The sequence below is a fragment of the Kitasatospora sp. NPDC004745 genome (assembly GCF_042873275.1).
GTDB lineage: Bacteria > Actinomycetota > Actinomycetes > Streptomycetales > Streptomycetaceae > Kitasatospora.
The window spans coordinates 132,961-147,958 of the sequence record NZ_JBIALK010000007.1; the positions used below are offsets into that span (position 1 = coordinate 132,961).

Annotated in this window: 12 protein-coding genes; 9 read left to right on the top strand and 3 right to left on the bottom strand. The window is 71.8% G+C overall.

Annotated features, from left to right (window positions below):
• Positions 1–5: 5 nt before the first annotated feature.
• From ACFYUY_RS15425 to ACFYUY_RS15465, 9 genes are all read left to right on the top strand, one after another.
• Positions 6–917, top strand: coding sequence for an NADH-quinone oxidoreductase subunit J (locus tag ACFYUY_RS15425; protein ID WP_360218925.1), 912 nt, complete (start codon positions 6–8; stop codon positions 915–917).
• Entirely contained in the window at positions 914–1,213 is a 300-nt protein-coding gene (gene nuoK / locus ACFYUY_RS15430; RefSeq protein ID WP_030235394.1) for an NADH-quinone oxidoreductase subunit NuoK, read from the top strand. The genes ACFYUY_RS15425 and nuoK overlap by 4 nt, the downstream gene beginning before the upstream one ends.
• A gap of 15 nt (positions 1,214–1,228) precedes the next feature.
• Positions 1,229–3,124 carry an NADH-quinone oxidoreductase subunit L gene (gene nuoL, locus ACFYUY_RS15435; protein WP_360218889.1) on the top strand — a complete coding sequence of 632 codons (1,896 nt, stop codon included), beginning with the start codon at positions 1,229–1,231 and terminating at the stop codon, positions 3,122–3,124.
• 34 nt (positions 3,125–3,158) lie between these two features.
• Positions 3,159–4,811: an NADH-quinone oxidoreductase subunit M gene (locus ACFYUY_RS15440; protein ID WP_387900883.1), complete on the top strand. Its 1,653-nt coding sequence runs from the start codon at positions 3,159–3,161 to the stop codon at positions 4,809–4,811.
• Between the two features lie 11 nt (positions 4,812–4,822).
• A complete protein-coding gene (gene nuoN / locus ACFYUY_RS15445) occupies positions 4,823–6,445 on the top strand; it encodes an NADH-quinone oxidoreductase subunit NuoN (protein WP_387901048.1) in 1,623 nt (540 codons plus the stop codon).
• Between the two features lie 303 nt (positions 6,446–6,748).
• Entirely contained in the window at positions 6,749–7,759 is a 1,011-nt protein-coding gene (locus tag ACFYUY_RS15450) for a polyprenyl synthetase family protein (RefSeq protein ID WP_360218895.1), read from the top strand.
• 225 nt (positions 7,760–7,984) lie between these two features.
• Entirely contained in the window at positions 7,985–8,647 is a 663-nt protein-coding gene (locus ACFYUY_RS15455; RefSeq protein ID WP_360218898.1) for a response regulator transcription factor, read from the top strand.
• Positions 8,648–8,891: 244 nt separating this feature from the next.
• Positions 8,892–10,889, top strand: a complete 1,998-nt coding sequence (locus tag ACFYUY_RS15460; RefSeq protein WP_387900886.1) for a 2-oxoacid:acceptor oxidoreductase subunit alpha — start codon at positions 8,892–8,894, stop codon at positions 10,887–10,889.
• A complete protein-coding gene (locus tag ACFYUY_RS15465) occupies positions 10,886–11,941 on the top strand; it encodes a 2-oxoacid:ferredoxin oxidoreductase subunit beta (protein ID WP_387900888.1) in 1,056 nt (351 codons plus the stop codon). Before ACFYUY_RS15460 ends, ACFYUY_RS15465 begins: the two co-directional genes overlap by 4 nt.
• Positions 11,942–12,046: 105 nt before the next feature.
• On the opposite strand, the gene ACFYUY_RS15470 is transcribed toward ACFYUY_RS15465, so the two are convergent.
• The 3 genes from ACFYUY_RS15470 to ACFYUY_RS15480 all read right to left on the bottom strand — a co-directional run bounded on the left by ACFYUY_RS15470 (position 12,047) and on the right by ACFYUY_RS15480 (position 14,746).
• Positions 12,047–12,427, bottom strand: a complete 381-nt coding sequence (locus ACFYUY_RS15470; protein ID WP_360218904.1) for a VOC family protein — start codon at positions 12,425–12,427, stop codon at positions 12,047–12,049.
• Positions 12,428–12,645: 218 nt separating this feature from the next.
• Positions 12,646–14,307 (bottom strand): LCP family protein, encoded by a 1,662-nt coding sequence (locus ACFYUY_RS15475; RefSeq protein ID WP_387900890.1) that lies wholly within the window; start codon positions 14,305–14,307, stop codon positions 12,646–12,648.
• Positions 14,300–14,746, bottom strand: coding sequence for a DUF6542 domain-containing protein (locus ACFYUY_RS15480; RefSeq protein ID WP_360218910.1), 447 nt, complete (start codon positions 14,744–14,746; stop codon positions 14,300–14,302). The genes ACFYUY_RS15475 and ACFYUY_RS15480 overlap by 8 nt, the downstream gene beginning before the upstream one ends.
• Positions 14,747–14,998 lie beyond the last annotated feature (252 nt).

Below are 14,998 nucleotides of genomic sequence, written 5' to 3' on the forward strand. Positions count from 1 at the left end.
GCCCCCTGACCACCCTCGCCGCGACAGGGACGACCTCCACCGGGGAGGCCGTCCAGTTCTGGGTGCTCGCGGTCGTCGCGGTCGGCGGCGCGCTGGGCATGCTGCTGATGAGGAAGGCCGTGCACAGCGCGCTGTGCCTGGCGGCGACGATGCTGGCGCTGGCGGTCTGTTACATGGCCCAGGGCGCGGTGTTCCTGGGCGTGGTGCAGATCGTGGTCTACACCGGCGCGATCATGATGCTGTTCCTGTTCGTGGTGATGCTGGTGGGCGTCACCAGCGAGGACTCGCTGAAGGAGCAGCTGAAGGGCCAGCGGTTCGCCGCGGTGCTGTGCGGGCTGGGCTTCGGCGTGCTGCTGGTGGCGGGGATCGCCAACGCGAAGCTGAACCACTTCACCGGCCTGTCCGAGGCGAACGCCGAGGGCAACGTGCCGGGCCTGGCCCGGCTGATCTTCACCCGGTACGTGTGGGCCTTCGAGGTCACCGGCGCGCTGCTGATCACCGCGGCGATCGGGGCCATGGTGCTGACCCACCGCGAGCACGTGAAGGCGCCGAAGACGCAGCGCGAGCTGGCCGCGCAGCGGGTCAAGGACAACATCCAGCTCCCGCCGCTGCCGGCGCCGGGCGTGTACGCGCGGCACAACGCGGTGGACGTCCCGGCGCTGCTGCCGGACGGCACGGTGGCCGAGGACTCGGTGATGGCGACGCTGCGCGAGCGCGGCCAGGTCCGGGACGTCAGCCAGGAGATGCTGCGGCGGATGGCGGAGCTGGAGAACAGCACCGCCGACTGGCTGGGCCGCCCGTCCTCCGAGCGGCCGGTCGTGTCCGGGCCGCGCAAGTCCCTGGAGCCGGTGCCGGCCGGTCAGCAGGACGGGCCCCAGGCGGGGTCCGAGCGCACCGACGAGGAGGGCGAGCAGTGAACCCGGTCAACTACCTCTACCTGTCCGCCCTGTTGTTCACCATCGGCGCCTCCGGGGTGCTGATCCGGCGCAACGCGATCGTGCTGTTCATGTGCGTGGAGCTGATGCTCAACGCCTCGAACCTGGCCCTGGTGACCTTCTCCCGGATGCACGGCACCCTGGACGGTCAGATCATCGCGTTCTTCACGATGGTGGTGGCGGCGGCCGAGGTCGTGGTCGGCCTCGCCATCATCGTCTCCATCTTCCGGACCAGGCACTCCGCTTCGGTCGACGACAGCAACCTGATGAAGCTGTAGGCGGAGGGCCTCTCGGTGAACTCTCTCATTCCGCTGCTGGTGGCCGCCCCGCTGGCCGGCGCAGTCCTGCTGCTGCTCGGCGGCCGGGCGCTGGACCGCTTCGGCCACTGGCTGGCCACCGCACTCGCGGCACTCTCGTTCGGCTTCGGCCTGGCGCTGTTCTCGGCGATGCTGGGCCGTGACGCCGAGCACCGGGCCGTGACCGAGTACCTGTACACCTGGATCCGGGTGAACGGCTTCCAGGCCGACGTCTCGTTCCAGCTCGACCAGCTGTCGATGACGTTCGTGCTGCTGATCACCGGTGTCGGCACGCTGATCCACGTCTACTCGGTCGGCTACATGGCGCACGACGAGCGCCGGCGCCGCTTCTTCGCGTACCTGAACCTGTTCCTGGCCGCCATGCTGCTGCTGGTGACGGCCGACAACTACCTGCTGCTGTACTTCGGTTGGGAGGGCGTGGGCCTGGCCTCGTACCTGCTGATCGGCTTCTGGCAGCACAAGCCGAGCGCGGCGACGGCGGCCAAGAAGGCCTTCATCGTCAACCGGGTCGGAGACCTGGGCCTGTCGATCGCGATCATGCTGATGTTCGTCGAGTTCGGCTCCTTCGCCTTCGGGCCGGTCTTCGGTGCGGCCGACCAGGCGAGCGAGGGCAAGCTGACGGCGATCGGCCTGATGCTGCTGTTGGCGGCCTGCGGCAAGTCCGCCCAGGTGCCCCTGCAGTCCTGGCTCGGGGACGCCATGGAGGGCCCCACCCCGGTGTCGGCGCTGATCCACGCGGCCACCATGGTGACCGCGGGCGTCTACCTGATCACCCGTTCCGCCGCGATCTTCAACCTGGCGCCGGACGCGCAGACCGCCGTGGTGGTGGTCGGCACGGTCACGCTGCTGTTCGGTGCGATCGTCGGTTGCGCCAAGGACGACATCAAGAAGGCGCTGGCCGGCTCGACCATGTCGCAGATCGGCTACATGGTGCTGGCGGCCGGGCTCGGTCCGATCGGCTACGCCTTCGCGATCATGCACCTGGTGACCCACGGCTTCTTCAAGGCCGGGCTGTTCCTCGGCGCCGGGTCGGTCATGCACGGCATGAACGACGAGGTGGACATGCGCCACTACGGAGGCCTGCGCAAGTACCTGCCGGTCACCTTCGCCACCTTCGGGCTGGGCTACCTGGCGATCATCGGCTTCCCGGGCCTGTCCGGCTTCTTCTCCAAGGACAAGATCATCGAGGCGGCGTTCGCCAAGGGCGGCACCGAGGGCTGGATCCTCGGGCTGTGCGCGCTCGTCGGCGCCGGTGTCACGGCGTTCTACATGACCCGGGTGATGCTGATGACGTTCTTCGGCGAGAAGCGCTGGCAGCCCGACGCCGACGGCAACGCCCCGCACCCGCACGAGTCGCCGAAGAGCATGACGATCCCGATGGTCCTGCTGGCCCTCGGCTCGGTCTTCGCGGGCGGGCTGTTCGCCTACAACGACTCCTTCCTGAACTGGCTGGAGCCGGTCACCGGCCACGCCGAGGGCGACTCGCCGCTCACGCCCCTGGTGGTCACCCTGCTCACCACGGTCTGCATGCTGGTCGGCGTCGGCGTCTCCTACCTGATGTACGGGCGCTCGCCCGTCCCCGTGGTGCCGCCGGTCGGCTCCCCGCTCACCCGGGCGGCCCGCCGCGACCTGCTCCAGGACGACTTCAACCACGCCGTCCTGGTCCGGCCCGGCTCGGCCCTGACCGCCACCCTGGTCTACTTCGACAGCCGCGGACTGGACGGCTTCGTCAACGGTCTGGCCGCCACCATCGGCGGCGTCTCCAGTCGGCTGCGGCGGATCCAGAACGGCTTCGTCCGCTCGTACGCGCTCTCCATGTTCGGCGGCACGCTGGTGCTGGTCGCCACGACTCTCCTGATGAGGTCCGTGTGATGACTCGTCCTGACAAGAACCCGGGGGGCCGGCCATGAGCGCGCTGTTGACCGCCACCTGTGCCGTCCCCGCGGCCGGCGCGGTGCTCACCGCGGCGCTGCCCGCCGGGTCCACCGAGGGCCGGCGCCGGACCACCAAGGCCGTCGCCCTGGGCGTCTCGGCCGTCACCCTGGTGCTGGCCGCCGTGGTGGCGGCGCGGTTCGACCCGAACGGCGCCCGCTACCAGCTCACCGAGTCCCACAGCTGGATCCGTTCCTTCGGCATCAGCTTCTCGCTCGGCGTGGACGGCATCGGCGCCGTCCTCGCCCTGCTCACCGCCGTGCTGGTGCCGGTCGTCATGCTGGCCTCCTGGCACGACGCCGACCCCTCGTCCCCGCCCGCCGCCGGGCCGGAGGGGGCCGGCCCGCTCCGGCCCGACGGGACCTTCGAGAACCGGCGCCGGACCCAGGGCTTCTTCGCCCTGATCCTGGCGGTGGAGGCGATGGTCGTCGTCTCCTTCTACGCCACCGACGTCTTCGTGTTCTACGTGTTCTTCGAAGCCATGCTGATCCCGATGTACTTCCTGATCGGCGGCTTCGGCGACCGGGCCGGCGGCCCCGACGCGGCGCGCCAGCGCAGCTACGCGGCCGTCAAGTTCCTGCTCTACAACCTGCTCGGCGGCCTGGTGATGCTGGCCGCCGTGATCGGCCTGTACGTGATCGCGCAGGACCAGGGCTTCGGCACCTTCGACCTGCCCACCCTGGCCTCGGCGATCGCCGACGGGAAGCTGCAGCTGACCGGCACCGCCGAGAAGGCGCTGTTCCTGGGCTTCTTCTTCGCCTTCGCGGTGAAGGCCCCGCTGTGGCCGCTGCACACCTGGCTGCCGAACGCGATGGGCGAGGCCACCGCCGGCACCGCGGTGCTGATCACCGCGGTGGTGGACAAGGTCGGCACCTTCGCGATGCTGCGCTACTGCCTCGGCCTGTTCCCGGACGCCTCGAAGACCTTCGCCCCGGCGATCCTGGTCCTCTCGGTGATCGGGATCCTCTACGGCGCGCTGCTGGCGATCGGGCAGAAGGACATCAAGCGGCTGGTCGCCTACGCCTCGATCTCGCACTTCGGCTTCATCATCATGGGCGTGTTCGCGCTCACCAGCCAGGGCCAGAGCGGCGCCACCCTCTACATGGTCAACCACGGCATCTCCACCGCCGCCTGGATGCTGGTCGCCGGCTTCCTGATCTCCCGCCGCGGCTCGCGGCTGATCGCCGACTACGGCGGCGTGCAGAAGGTCGCCCCGGTGCTCGCCGGGACGTTCCTGATCGGTGGCCTGGCCACCCTGTCGCTGCCCGGCCTGGCGCCCTTCGTCAGCGAGTTCCTGGTCCTGGTGGGCACCTTCACCCGCTACCCGGCGATCGGGATCGTGGCCACCTTCGGCATCGTGCTGGCCGCGCTGTACGCCCTGCTGCTGTACCAGCGCACCATGACCGGCCCGGTGAAGGCCGAGGTCAGCGGGATGCCCGACCTCAAGGTCCGGGAGCTCGCGGTGGTCGCCCCGCTGGTGGCGCTGACCGTCCTGCTCGGCGTCTACCCCAAGCCGCTCACCGACCTGGTCAACCCCTCGGTGAACGCGACGCTCTCGCAGGTCCACGAGACCGACCCGGCGCCGGTCCACCCGGTCGCCGCCACTTCAGGAGGTGAGCAGAAGTGAGCACCACCGGCATGCTCGCCGCCGCCGGCGGCAACACCGCCAGCATCCCGGCACCCCACATCGAGTACGCCCAACTGTCCCCGATGCTGGTGGTGTTCGGCGCCGCCGTGCTCGGCGTCCTGGTCGAGGCCTTCGTGCCCCGCCGGCACCGGCACTGGACGCAGGTCTCGCTCGCCCTGGTCGGGCTGATCGGGTCCTTCGTCGCCGTGGTGGTGCTGGCCGCGCAGGGCTACGGCTCCACCAAGGTCGACCTGCTGGCGATGGAGTCGGTCGCGCTGGACGGCCCGGCGCTGTTCCTGCAGGGCGTCATCCTGCTGGTCGCGGTGGTGGCGGTGCTCACCTACGCCGAGCGGAAGCTCGAGCCGAAGGCCGGCGGCCTGCCGGCCGACGCGTTCGCCGCCCAGGCCGCCGCCACCCCCGGCGGCGAGCAGGAGCGGGCGGCCGTCCGGGCGGGCTTCGCCACCAGCGAGGTCTTCCCGCTCACCCTCTTCGCGGTCGGCGGCATGCTGCTGTTCCCCGCCGCGAACGACCTGCTGACCATGTTCGTGGCGCTGGAGGTCTTCTCCCTCCCGCTCTACCTGCTCTGCGCGCTGGCCCGGCGCCGCCGGCTGCTCTCCCAGGAGGCGGCCGTCAAGTACTTCCTGCTCGGCGCCTTCGCCTCGGCGTTCTTCCTGTTCGGCACCGCGCTGCTGTACGGCTACGCGGGCAGCGTGAAGCTCGGCGACATCTCGGACGTCATCTCCGGCAAGGCGATGACCACCCCGGCGCAGCTGAGCAGCACCCAGAGCGACGCGCTGCTGCTGATGGGACTGGCGGTGCTCTCGGTCGGCCTGCTGTTCAAGGTCGGCGCCGTCCCCTTCCACTCCTGGACGCCGGACGTGTACCAGGGCGCGCCGACCCCGGTGACCGGCTTCATGGCGGCGGCCACCAAGGTCGCCGCGTTCGGGGCGTTCCTGCGGCTGTTCTACGTGGCCTTCCCCGGCCTGCGGCTGGACTGGCGGCCGGTGCTCTGGGGGGTGGCGATCCTCACCATGGTGGTCGGCGCGGTGCTCGCGGTGACCCAGCAGGACGTGAAGCGGCTGCTGGCGTACTCCTCGATCGCGCACGCCGGGTTCATCCTCACCGGGGTGATCGCCACCAACAAGCAGGGCCTCTCCTCGGTGCTGTTCTACCTGCTGGCGTACTCCTTCGTGACGCTCGGGGCCTTCGCCGTGGTCACCCTGGTGCGCGACTCCAAGGGCGAGGCGACCCACCTGTCCAGCTGGGCCGGGCTGGGGCGGCGCTCGCCCCTGGTGGCGGCGGTGTTCGCCCTGTTCCTGCTGGCCTTCGCCGGGATCCCGCTGACCTCCGGTTTCACCGGGAAGTTCGCGGTGTTCCAGGCGGCCGCGGCCGGCGGGGCGACTCCGCTGGTGATCGTCGGTGTGCTGAGCTCGGCGGTCGCCGCGTTCTTCTACATCCGGGTCATCGTGCTGATGTTCTTCTCCGACCCGAAGCCGGGCGGCCCGACCGTCGCGATCCCGAGCGCCTTCACGGCGACCGCGATCGGGGTGGGGGTCCTGGTCACGCTGGGTCTCGGTCTGCTGCCGCAGTACTTCCTCGACCTGGCGTCCAAGGCGGCGCTGTTCGTCCGCTGACCCCGCCGGGGCGGCGCCGCCGCCCCGGGCCCGTCGTCCGGGCCGTGCCCCCGTGCGCGGCCCGGACGCGCGTCCGCCGCCGGTGCGTCCGCCGCGGTTCTCCCGGCGGGTTCACCGGCGGATTCCGCCCCCACCGCCGGATCGCCGCGACAGCCGCCCTGACCTGGGCGTCCGGCCCGATCATGACAGGATCCGCACGCCCGTGCAGTGATCCACTCGCGACCGGATACCCTGCCTGTATGGCCAGCGGCGGCACTCAGGGACCAGGCCGCTAGATCGACCAGGGACAGAGGAGTGGTCTTCGTGACCGTCGTGGGACCCTTCGGGCTCAGCGTGCAGGACCGCGACCTGACCCGGGACGTCCAGGCCGGACTGGACGCGGTGGAGACGGCGCTCGCCGAGGCCGTCAAGAGCGACGTCCCCTTCATCACCATCACCGCCAGTCACCTCATCGAGGCCGGCGGCAAACGCTTCCGCCCGCTGCTCCTGCTGCTCGCCGCGCAGTTCGGCGACCCGGGCGCCCCGGGCGTGGTGCCCGCCGCCGTCGTCGTCGAGCTGACCCACCTGGCCACGCTCTACCACGACGACGTCATGGACGAGGCCCCGGTGCGCCGCGGCGCCCCCAGCGCCAACTCGCGCTGGGACAACTCCGTCGCCATCCTCACCGGCGACTTCCTGTTCTCCCGCGCCTCCCAGGTGCTCGCCGACCTCGGCCCCGAGGCGGTCCGGATGCAGGCCGACGCCTTCGAGCGGCTGGTCACCGGCCAGATCCTGGAGACCCGCGGCGCCGGCCCGGACGGCGACCCGCTGCTGCACTACCTCGACGTGCTGGCCGGCAAGACCGGGTCGCTGATCGCCGTCTCCTGCCGGATAGGAGCACTGGTGGCCGGCGCCGAGCCGTGGATGGTGGACACCCTCGGCGAGTTCGGCGAGCGGATCGGCATCGCCTTCCAGCTGGCCGACGACGTGCTGGACATCGCCAGCGACGGCCACGAGTCCGGCAAGACCCCCGGCACCGACCTGCGCGAGGGCGTGGCGACGCTGCCGACCCTGCTGCTGCAGCAGATGCCCGCGGACCCGGCCGACCCGGCCGACACCCGGCTGCGCGAGCTGATCGCCCAGCCCCTCGCCGACGACGAGCTGCACGCCGAGGCGCTGCGGCTGCTGCGCCGCCACCCGGCGCTGGAGCGCGCCCGCCGGGAGACCCTGCGCCAGGCCGAGGACGCCCGCGCGCTGCTCGCCCCGCTGCCGGACTGCCCGGCGAAGGCGGCCCTGGAGGGCCTCTGCGACTCGGTGGCGATCCGCACCATGTGACGGCCCGGCCGGGCACCCGCCCGGCCGGAGCGCCCGCCGGCCCGGCAGTCGCCCGGGCCCGGCACTCAGCCGGCCCCCTCCCGGCGCCCGCGCCGCCCGGCACCGGCCGCGCGGCGGTGGGCACCCCCCGGAGGACGGGCGTCCGGCGCCGTGAATCCCCCGGCGGGCGGACACCCGAATGGGGGAGACTGACCCCTGTCAGCTCACCCTGCCGGGAAGGTCGCCATGCGCCGCGTCGTCATCGCCGAGGACTCCGTACTGCTGCGGGAGGGCCTGACCCGGCTGCTCACCGACCGGGGCCTGGAGGTCGTGGCCGGGGTCGGTGACGGCGAGGGCCTGCTGAAGACCGTCCACGAGCTGGCCGCGGCCGGCGAGCTGCCGGACGTGGTGGTCTCCGACGTCCGGATGCCGCCGACCCACACCGACGAGGGGCTGCGGGCCTGCGTCGAGCTGCGCGGCCACTACCCGCAGCTGGGCGTGCTGGTGCTGTCGCAGTTCGTGGAGGAACGCTACGCCTCCGAGCTGCTGGCCGGTTCCACCCGGGGCGTCGGCTACCTGCTGAAGGACCGGGTCGCCGAGGTGCGAGAGTTCGCGGACGCGGTGGTCCGGGTCGCCGAGGGCGGCACCGCGCTGGACCCGGAGGTGGTCCAGCAGCTGCTCAGCCGCAGCCGCAAGGGGGACGTCCTGGCCCGGCTGACCCCGCGCGAGCGCGAGGTGCTCGGCCTGATGGCGGAGGGCCGGACCAACACCGCGGTGGCCAGGCAGCTGGTGGTCTCGGACGGCGCGGTGGAGAAGCACGTCAGCAACATCTTCCTGAAGCTGGGCCTGGCGCAGAGCCCGGAGGACCACCGCCGGGTGCTGGCGGTGCTCACGTACCTCAACTCCTGACCGGCCGGGAGCGGAGCCCGGGGCACGACCGGGCCGCCTGAGCCCTCGGAGGGCCGCCGGAATGATCTCCGGAGGCCGGACGTTGGACCTCGTGTGCGGGTCGGGCGCGGGTCGGTGATTTCCCGCCGCACGCGGGAGTTCCGTCCCCGGCCGACCTCCCGCGCATAGGATGCGGGAGGTGCACCAGGCGGACGGGGCACGGGGCCGCGCCCGCGGTGGTGTGCCCACGAGGAGGTCCGCGGCAGTGACCAGTCAGGTCGATCAGTCAGAGGCAGTGGACGGCCCGGACGGCGACGAGGGTCGTTCCGGGAGCGGTGACGGACGCTCCGGCCCGACCGTGCCGGCCGGTCCTCCCGCCCCGGGAGGACCTCCGCAGCGGCGGGCCAAGCCCATCCGCAGACTCGACCGGGTGATCATCCGTTTCGCCGGCGACTCGGGTGACGGGATGCAGCTCACCGGGGACCGGTTCACGTCGGAGACGGCGTCGTTCGGCAACGACCTGTCCACGCTGCCCAACTTCCCGGCCGAGATCCGGGCGCCCGCCGGGACGCTGCCGGGGGTGTCGAGCTTCCAGCTGCACTTCGCGGACCACGACATCCTGACGCCGGGGGACGCGCCGAACGTGCTGGTGGCGATGAACCCGGCGGCGCTGAAGGCGAACCTGGGGGACCTGCCGCGGGGTGCGGAGATCATCGTCAACACGGACGAGTTCACCAAGCGGGCGCTGGCGAAGGTCGGGTACGCGGCGGATCCGCTGGAGGACGGCTCGCTGGAGGCCTTCCACCTGCACAAGGTGCCGCTGACGACGCTGACGCTGGAGGCGCTGAAGGACAGCGGGCTGGCCCGCAAGGACGCCGAGCGGGCGAAGAACATGTTCGCGCTCGGGCTGCTCTCCTGGATGTACCACCGCCCCACGCACGGGACGGAGGCGTTCCTGCGCACCAAGTTCGCCAAGAAGCCGCAGATCGCGGAGGCGAACATCAGCGCGTTCAAGGCGGGCTGGAACTTCGGTGAGACGACGGAGTCGTTCGCGGTCTCGTACGAGGTGCCGCCGGCGCGGCTGCCGGCCGGGCGCTACCGCAACATCTCGGGGAACCTGGCGCTGTCCTACGGCCTGATCGCGGCGGCGCGGCGCGCCGAACTGCCGTTGTACCTGGGCTCCTACCCGATCACACCGGCCTCGGACATCCTGCACGAGCTGTCCCGGCACAAGAACTTCGGGGTGCGGACCTTCCAGGCGGAGGACGAGATCGCGGGGATCGGCGCGGCGCTGGGCGCGGCGTTCGGCGGGGCGCTGGGCGTGACGACGACCTCGGGCCCCGGGGTGGCGCTGAAGAGCGAGACGATCGGCCTGGCGGTGTCGCTGGAACTGCCGCTGCTGGTCGTGGACATCCAGCGCGGGGGCCCGTCGACGGGCCTGCCGACGAAGACGGAGCAGGCCGACCTCCTGCAGGCGATGTTCGGGCGCAACGGCGAGGCGCCGGTGCCGATCGTGGCCCCGGCGACGCCGGCCGAGTGCTTCGACGCGGCGCTGGAGGCGGCGCGGATCGCGGTGACGTACCGCACGCCGGTGTTCCTGCTGTCGGACGGCTACCTGGCCAACGGCTCGGAGCCGTGGCGGATCCCGGAGGTGGACGAACTCCCGGTGATCAGCCCGGACTTCGCGACCGGGCCGAACCGGGAGGACGGCTCGTTCTGGCCGTACCTGCGGGATCCGAAGACGCTGGCGCGGCCGTGGGCGGTGCCGGGGACGGCGGGTCTGGAGCACCGGATCGGCGGCATCGAGAAGCAGGACGGCACCGGGAACATCTCCTACGACCCGGCGAACCACGACTTCATGGTGCGCACCCGGCAGGCGAAGGTCGACGGGATCGCGGTGCCCGAGGCGGAGGTCGACGACCCGAGCGGTGAGGCTCGGGTGCTGGTGCTCGGGTGGGGTTCGACGTACGGGCCGATCACCGCGGCGGTGCGCCGGGTGCGGGCGGACGGCGGTGAGGTGGCACAGGCGCACCTGCGGCACCTGAACCCCTTCCCGGCGAACCTCGGGACGGTGCTGAGGAGTTATGACAAGGTCATCGTGCCGGAGATGAACCTGGGGCAGCTCGCGTTGCTGCTGCGGGCGAAGTACCTGGTGGACGCGGAGTCCTACAACCAGGTGCGGGGGCTGCCGTTCAAGGCGGCGCAGTTGGCGGACGTGCTGTCGGCGGCGATCGGCACCCTGGACGAGGAGGACCACCGATGAGCGAGAACGGCTTCCCGTCCCTGCGTCTGGTGCCCCGCGCCGAGGGCGCGCAGAGCGCCCGGGACTTCAAGACCGACCAGGAGGTGCGCTGGTGCCCGGGCTGCGGGGACTACGCGGTCCTGGCGGCGGTGCAGGGCTTCATGCCGGAGCTCGGCATCCGGCGCGAGAACACGGTGTTCGTGTCCGGGATCGGTTGCTCGTCGCGTTTTCCGTACTACATGAACACCTATGGGGTGCACTCGATCCACGGGCGGGCGCCGGCGATCGCGACGGGGCTGGCGTCCTCCCGGCCCGACCTGAGCGTGTGGGTCGTCACGGGGGACGGGGACGCGCTGTCGATCGGCGGGAACCACCTGATCCATGCGCTGCGGCGCAACGTGAACCTGAAGATCCTGCTGTTCAACAACCGGATCTACGGTCTGACGAAGGGCCAGTACTCGCCGACCAGCGAGCTGGGCAAGGTCACCAAGTCGACGCCGATGGGCTCGCTGGACGCGCCGTTCAACCCGTTGTCGCTGGCGATCGGCGCGGAGGCGACGTTCGTGGCGCGGACGATCGACTCGGACCGCCAGCACCTGCAGTCGGTGCTGCGGGCGGCGGCCGCGCACGAGGGCACCGCGCTGGTGGAGATCTACCAGAACTGCAACATCTTCAACGACGGCGCGTTCGAGGTGCTGAAGGAGCCGGGCACGCGCGACGAGGCGCTGGTCCGGCTGGAGCACGGGCAGCCGATCCGCTTCGGCGCGGGGCTGGCCGGCGGGGTGTTCCGCGGCCCGGGCGGTGAGCTGTCCGTCGGGGCGGTGACGCCGGACAACGAGGCGCAGGTGCTGGTGCACGACGTCCACGCGGCCAGCCCGGCGACGGCCTTCGCACTGTCCCGGATCGCCGACACCGACACCCTGCACCACACCCCGATCGGGGTGCTGCGCGACGTGCGGCGTCCGGTCTACGACGAGTTGATGGCCGATCAGCTGGACGCGGCCGTGGCCCAGCACGGGTCGGGCGACCTGGCCGGGCTGCTGGCCGGTGCCGACACCTGGACGGTGGACTGACCGCTCCGGACGGTGCGACGGCGCCCCCTCGGCCACCGGCCGAGGGGGCGCCGCCCGTTGTCGGGCCCGTCGTCGAGTCCGCTGTGGCGCCCGGCGTGCCGTGCGTCACTCCGCGGCCCACTCGACCAGCTCGATCACGACCCCGTTCGGGTCGGTGACCTGGAAGAGCTTCTCGCCCCAGGGCTCCTCGCGCAGCTCCATGGTGATCCCGGCGCCCTCCGCGCGCAGCCGCCGTTCCTCGCCCGCGAGGTCCGCCACGACGAAGGCCAGGATGGTGCCGGCCACCGTCCGGTGGCGCTGGTCCTCGGGCAGCACCTCGATGCCGCGGCGCAGGTAGACGACGTCGACGCCGCCACCCGGGTGCCGGAGCGAGACGAAGCCGTCGGCCGACATCGCCTCGGCGTAGCCGAAGTGGCGCCGGAGGAAGTCGGCGGAGGCGGTGGTGTCCTCGACGGTCAGGGCGATGGCGGAGGTGGTGATCTGCATGGTGGGCGTCCTCTCGTCGGCAAGCCGGCACGGTTATCCCGTACGCAGTACACTATACATAGTACGGAGAATTGTGCCAGGGCTCTCCGCCGATGCGCGTGGGGAGGCCCCCGGGCGGGAGCCTCCCCACGGTGCGGTGCGGCGGATCGAGAGACGTGACGGGTGCGGCCGGCGTGACCCGGCGTCACCCGGTGCGGCCGGTCAGCGGCCGCGCCGGGTCAGTAGACGCAGGGGATGCCGCCGTCGGACTCCGCGTCGACCGCGGGGCCCTGCACCGGCAGGTTGGCGGTCGGGTCGCCCGGGGCCCCGGAGGCGCCGGCGCTCGCGGTGGCGGTGGGCTTGTCGTCGGCCGCTCCGGTGAACCCGGTGCCGAGGGTGACCACCACCCGGCCGGCGGGCGTCGCGGCGGACTCGGTGGCGCTCACGCCGTAGCGCGCGGCGACCAGGTCGGCCGCGTCCTTGGCGCCCTTGCCGTAGACGACGGTGGTGGTCTTCGGGCGGGTGCTCGCGCTGCCGGTGCGGCCGGCCTTGAAGCCCATCGCGACCAGCGCCTTGGACTCCGCGCCCGAGGAGACCCCGGCGGCGGTCGAGGCGTTGAAGACGTCCACGGTGGCGGAGGCCGCGGCGGCCGTCGTCGTCGGGGACGCGGTCGGCGTCTGGGTGGGCGTCGCGGTCGGTGCGCCGGGGGTGGCGGCCGCGGTGTCCGCGGGCGCGGGGGCGGGGGCGGAGTCCGCGTAGCCGAAGATCTGCTTGACCACCTTCTGGACCTTCGCCGGGGTGACCAGGTTGACGTCCTGGCCGTTGCGCTTGCCGAAGTCGTCGAAGGTCAGGGTGTTGAACTCGACGTTGCCGCCGGTGAGGTTGGGCGCCTGCTGGGCGAAGTCGAGGACGTTCCACTCGTTGTCGATGACGAGGTCCTTCTGCACCACGCCGAAGAGCTTCTGCAGCTTGCCCAGGTCGCTGACGATGCCGTCCTGCTTGAGCTTGTGCACCACGGAGGAGATGAACGCCTGCTGGCGGTGGGTGCGGGCGAAGTCGCCGCTGTTGCCGTCCGGGCCGTCCAGGTTGTGGCGCTGGCGGACGAAGGAGAGCGCCTGGGCGGCGTTGAGCTTGTTGATGCCCTTGTGGAAGTCGGCGCCGGAGCCCTGGCCCTCCATGGCCGGGTCCTTGGTGTCGTGGGTGAGGCAGACCTCGATCGGTTCGACGGCCTTGGCGATGTCGTAGAAGCCCATCAGGTTGACCTCGGCGATGTGGTCGACGGGTTGGTCGAGGAACTTCTGCACGGTCTGGATGGTGGCCGCCCGGCCGGCGTCACGGCCGGCCTTCTCCAGGTCCGCGCCCTTGAGGCCCTTCGCCTGGAGGCCCGGCGTGGCCTTCTCCTTGGCCTCGCCGTAGGCCTCCTTGATCTTGCGCATGCCGGCCTGCTTGCCGTCGGCGCCGTACGTCATGACGTAGTCGTCGCGGGGTATCGAGACGGCCTGCACCTTGCCGCCGCCGGCGGGTATGTGCAGCAGGATCAGCGAGTTGGTGTTGTAGCCGCCGACGTCGGAGCTGTGGCCGGCGTGCAGCTCGTCCTGGACGAACTCCGGCGGCAGGTCGGTGCCGTCCATGTTCTTGCGGCTGTCCAGGCCGATCAGCAGCAGGTTGACCGAGTTGTCGAGGTGCTTGGGCGCGTCCTTCTTCGTCCCGGCGATGACGTCGGAGGTGGTCATCCCGTCGGTGAGGGACGTGTACTCGTACCAGACCACCCCGCTGGCGGCGAAGACCGCCAGGGCCACCGAGCAGGCCGCGGTGCGGCCCGCGATCAGCAGCGGGGAGCGCCTGCGGGCGGGTGCCGGAGCCGCCTCCGCGGCCCGGTCGGCGTTCCGTTCCTCAGCCATGGGCCCTCCTCCGGCCCAGGACCACCCGGACCACCATCACCAGCGCGGCCGCGGCTGCGGCTGCGGCCATCACGGGGAATCCGTGCACCACCCACTTCGCGGAGCCGGTGGCCAGGGCCCTGCCCCGGTAGGCGTCGCCGTTGGCCAGCAGTTCCGCGCCGGCGGTGACCCCGAGGACCAGCAGGGGGGAGGCGGCGAGCACCCACCACCAGCCGTTGCGGCCGCTGAGCGCGGCGGCCAGGCCGGTGCCGAGCACCGCGCCCACTCCGAAGGCCAGGCCGGTGCCGGGCCCGGAGAGCTCGTCGACCGCGGCGCCCGCCGCCGGCAGCCCGACGGCCAGCGCGGCGGGCAGGGCGGCCCCGCCGGGCAGCGGGCGGGCCGCTCCGCCCGACTGCCGCCGTATCCGCTGGTCGGACGTCCGTCCTCGTCGGCCCGCCACGTACTCACCCCCGGTCCTCGGTGCTGGTGCGCCACGGTGGCGCCCACGCCCGGCCGCCGTGTGGGGATCGGCCGTGCGCTGCCACTACTGGACGCTGTTGGTCGGCCGACTGGTTCCCTCGACCGGGTGAGCCGGGGCCTGCCGTCCACTTCTTTCTACACGGGTGTAGAGATCGGCAGCAGCATAGGACACCCTGGTCGGACGGCAACCCGGGCCGGCGCAGGCGAGATATACTACACCGGGTAGTTTTCT